This is a genomic window from Intrasporangium sp., from assembly GCF_051961875.1.
Classification (GTDB): domain Bacteria; phylum Actinomycetota; class Actinomycetes; order Actinomycetales; family Dermatophilaceae; genus Intrasporangium_A.
This window is the reverse complement of sequence record NZ_JBQCCV010000117.1, coordinates 1-3,471: the sequence shown is the minus strand read 5'-3', so window position 1 is coordinate 3,471 and position 3,471 is coordinate 1. Positions and strand designations below refer to the sequence as shown.

The following is a 3,471-nucleotide window of genomic DNA, read 5'->3' as shown; positions in this document are numbered from 1 at the left end:
GCTCCTCAATGTGCGCGTCACCACCCCGACGCTGGAGCTGCGCGGCGCCACGGACGAGCTGTTGGACGAGCTCGCGGAAGCGGTCCGCGCGGGCAAGACCCATGCCGACCCCGCACCGTACGACGACCCGATGTCGTTCTATGAGAAGGATCCTGACCTACGGGTCGCCAAGTGGCTCCGGGCGATCTGGCGGAGTCGCGGCAGGGTCGAGCCTGACATGTGGCGGCTGTACTTCGTGGTGGTGGTCGATGGCCGGCCCGTCGGGGAACAGACCCTGACCGGCGTGAACTTCTCCACCCTCGGAACCGTCACCACCTTCTCCTGGCTGTCAGCCGAGCTGCGCGGCCGGGGACTCGGACTCCAGATGCGCGAGGCGGTCCTGCACCTCGCGTTCGACGGCCTCGGGGCGCAGGAGGCGACCAGCGACGCCTTTGTCGACAACCGTGGCTCCAACGCGATCTCGCAACGGCTCGGCTACGACCCCAACGGGTTCGAATGGGCAACGCGGCAAGGCGAACCCGCCCTGCTCAACCGGTGGCGACTGACCCGGGACAAGTGGGAACAGCGACGCAGGGACGACATCGAGCTGCACAACGTTGAGGCCTGCCACGCCCTCCTGCCCTTGTCCTGAGCGGGTCAGGCGAGCGGATGGCAGGGCTGGGGCCTGGCTGCTGCATGCGGTGAGACGCCGCTACGGCAGGCTGCTGGCCCTGAGCCGTCTCCAGGCACGCCATTCGCGCACTGTGCGCCACCCGGAGATGGCAGCGGTTAGAAATAGGAACACCGTAAGCATGAGGTCCGACCCGTCCCGTGGCACCTCGGGATCTGCCAAGCGGGTCACCGCCGTAGACAGGGATCCCGCCCCGAGAAGCAGCTCGAGGAACGCGCGTGACCCCGGCCCAGACTTGGTGCGCGGCGGTGGTTCTCGGCGCCCCTCGAGTTCGGGACCGGACGGCATCTGCACGTGCAAAGTGTGGCAGGTGCGAGAGCCGTGGGGTCGTGATTCGTCAGGCCAGAGACGGTTCGCGGAAGTAGGTCAGGGGCTCGACAACCGGTCCTTCGTCCAGGTGACGGAGGACCTCCTCGGCGAAGGACAGGTAGGCCGATCCGACCGCGGTCACGACGTTCCCGTCGGTCACGAGAAGCTCGGGCTCAGGGGTTCCGCGTCCCTGGATCCCGGTGTATGCCGCATCCTCCGGGCCGAGCGCCGCTGTGTAACGGCGGTCGTCGAGCACGCCGGCGTCCCCCAACACCGCAGGGCCGCCACAGATCGCCGCCAGCAGGGCCTCCCGGGCATCAAGGTGCTGGATCAACGCTCGTAGGTCTTCGTTGCCCATCGCATGGGAGGCGTCGCCACCGGGAACGATCAGCGCGTCGACGGCCTTCGGCTTCACCGCATCGATCGCGACCTCCGGCAGAACTGTGAGTCGCCCGGTGGTCGTCACCGGTTCGGGGGAAAGTCCGACCGTCGTCAAGGTGTGCTTCGTGCCGCGCATAGCAGTCAGGAGAACCGTCACCTCGAACTCGGCGAAGGTGTCGTAGATCAGTAGGTACACGGACTTCGCCACCCGCGGATCCTACTGAAGCCGCAGCCCTGGACGACCCTCCGCCGCACCGGCGCGGCCGGCCATCTCGGAGGGGTCCTCACTCACAGGCGATGCCGTCTCCATCACGGTCCAGCTTGCGGGAGTAACCCGGCTCGCCCGCGTAGATCGGAGCCGCTCCGGCGGCTCTGGCTGCCGTGCAGTTGGCGTAGTACACGTCCTTCGCCCGAGCAGCCGCCGCCTCCCGTGCCGCCTTCGCTCTCGCCTCGGCAGCAGCCTTGGCTTTCGCACGCGCGGCAGCTTCGGCCTTGGCATTTGCCTTCGCCTTCGCACGGGCCTCGGCAGCCTTCGCCTCCGCGGCCGCCTTCGCCTTTGCTTCGGCGGCCTTCGCTTTCGCCTCCTCCGCAGCCTTGGCCTCCTCCGCAGCCTTGGCCTCCTCGGCAGCCTTGGCCTCCTCGGCAGCCTTGGCCTCGTCGGCAGCCTTCGCCTCCTCGGCAGCCTTCGCCTCCTCGGCAGCCCTGGCTTCCTCGGCTGCGGTGTCGATGTTCGATGTGGGCGGGATGACCGGCTCCGTGGTGCGGCTGACGCCGGCGTCAACCAGCCGGACTTGTTCCGCACCCGACGTTTGGCCAGCACAGCCGGTCAGGCCGAAGACGACGGCGACAAGCGCGCACGCTGCGCGGGCGTTCGAGTTCATGAGTCCCCCTGGTTCCCTGTGTGGCCCGAGGCTACGTTTGACCCGGCCAAAATGCAGGAAAACGGTGGAAATGGGTCGATTTCGGACCGCGCCCCGGTCAGTCGCCGCTGGCCCTAGGTCGATACACCGCGTTTCTGATTGAGCCACCAACCGCGTCCGTTGACCTGTCAGGATCCATTGCATGACACGGGTGGGTGCGAAGAGGGTTGCGTGGCTGGCAGCAGTTGCGGTGCTGGCCCTCGGACCGTGGATCTTCCGCGCGAACCAGCCTAACGAGCCGCTGCCGCCGGCGAACGCATCAGTGACCCAGGTAGCGACTGCCTATCTGGATGCCGCCGTCCGGCAGGACTGCGGCTTCACCCGAGCGTTGACCACGCAGAGGACCTTCTCGTGGTGCTCGTCCCCGAGCATGACGGCATACCGTGACCTGACCGGTCCGGTCGCGGTGTCCGCGGACGGGGGCGGGGTTGCGCAGCAGTGCATGTCGTTCGACATGACGACAGGGGGAAGCGGCGACGGGTCCATCCCGGAGGGCGACGTGCAGTGGGGCCTGTGCTTCGTCAGCACCTCTGCTGGATGGCGTGTATATGACCAAGGTCAGGGCTGAGAGCGGACGTCGCCCGCCGGCCGGCGGCAGCGCTCGGACAATGGTGCGCGCGGAAACGGAGGTGGTGGGCCCCGTCGGGCTCGAACCGACGACCGGCGGATTAAAAGTCCGATGCTCTACCCACTGAGCTAGAGGCCCGGGGGGTCGGTACTTTAATCGGGACTAACCTCAGTACTACACCGCTGTAGCCCGGTCGGTACCGACCTCCGGTTCACAGTATGCCGGACCCTCTCCGGCTGGCCGATGCGCCCGCCCTCTTCGGGGTACGCCGTCAGCAGTTCTTCGCACGTCCGCGCGGTCGCGGCCGGGCCCCGGGGCGAAGTCGCCACCACTCCCGGTGGACAAATCACCGTCACGTTTGCAGGGTCGTGAGCGTCCCCTCATGGCTCCCTTCTGTGTCAAGAGGCGGCCGGGAGCGGGGTCGTAGGCTTGCTGGTGGCGGGTCCGGGAAGTGGCTTGTCCGAAGAGCCGGTGTGGGGCCTTGAGCCGGTCGCGCTGGAGTCAGTGACGTTGCCCCGGTGCCCTCCCGGGCTCGTCGTCGTAGTGGTCGTGTAGTCGCTGAGCATGGTCCGGTAGACGAGGTCGGACAGGCGGCGTTTGAGGCAGCGCATCGCTTCCATCGA

At 67.7% G+C, this 3,471-nt stretch carries 4 protein-coding genes, 1 tRNA gene and 1 pseudogene; 2 read left to right on the top strand and 4 right to left on the bottom strand.

From position 1 onward, the window contains the following. Positions 1 to 631, top strand: a 631-nt coding sequence (locus tag ACTHJJ_RS06790; RefSeq protein WP_440302179.1) for a GNAT family N-acetyltransferase, incomplete at its 5' end; no start/stop codon positions are given. Positions 632 to 1,007: 376 nt separating this feature from the next. On the opposite strand, the gene ACTHJJ_RS06785 is transcribed toward ACTHJJ_RS06790, so the two are convergent. After that, positions 1,008 to 1,568 (bottom strand): DJ-1/PfpI family protein, encoded by a 561-nt coding sequence (locus tag ACTHJJ_RS06785; protein WP_440302178.1) that lies wholly within the window; start codon positions 1,566 to 1,568, stop codon positions 1,008 to 1,010. 76 nt (positions 1,569 to 1,644) lie between these two features. Next, on the bottom strand, positions 1,645 to 2,241 hold the full coding sequence (locus ACTHJJ_RS06780) for an excalibur calcium-binding domain-containing protein (protein WP_440302177.1): 597 nt from the start codon (positions 2,239 to 2,241) through the stop codon (positions 1,645 to 1,647). A gap of 367 nt (positions 2,242 to 2,608) precedes the next feature. Between ACTHJJ_RS06780 and ACTHJJ_RS06775 the strand changes: the two genes are divergently transcribed. Continuing rightward, a complete protein-coding gene (locus ACTHJJ_RS06775; RefSeq protein ID WP_440302176.1) occupies positions 2,609 to 2,848 on the top strand; it encodes a hypothetical protein in 240 nt (79 codons plus the stop codon). Between the two features lie 62 nt (positions 2,849 to 2,910). Here the strand turns inward: ACTHJJ_RS06775 and ACTHJJ_RS06770 are convergent. Next, positions 2,911 to 2,986: transfer RNA gene (locus ACTHJJ_RS06770), tRNA-Lys, on the bottom strand. A 260-nt stretch (positions 2,987 to 3,246) separates the two neighbouring features. Continuing rightward, positions 3,247 to 3,471: pseudogene (locus ACTHJJ_RS06765) on the bottom strand (IS110 family transposase); the annotation flags it as partial.

Excerpts from the sequence above, each read along its gene's own strand:
- ACTHJJ_RS06780 (WP_440302177.1), bottom strand. The coding sequence starts at position 2,241 with ATGAACTCGAACGCCCGCGCAGCGTGCGCGCTTGTCGCCGTCGTCTTC.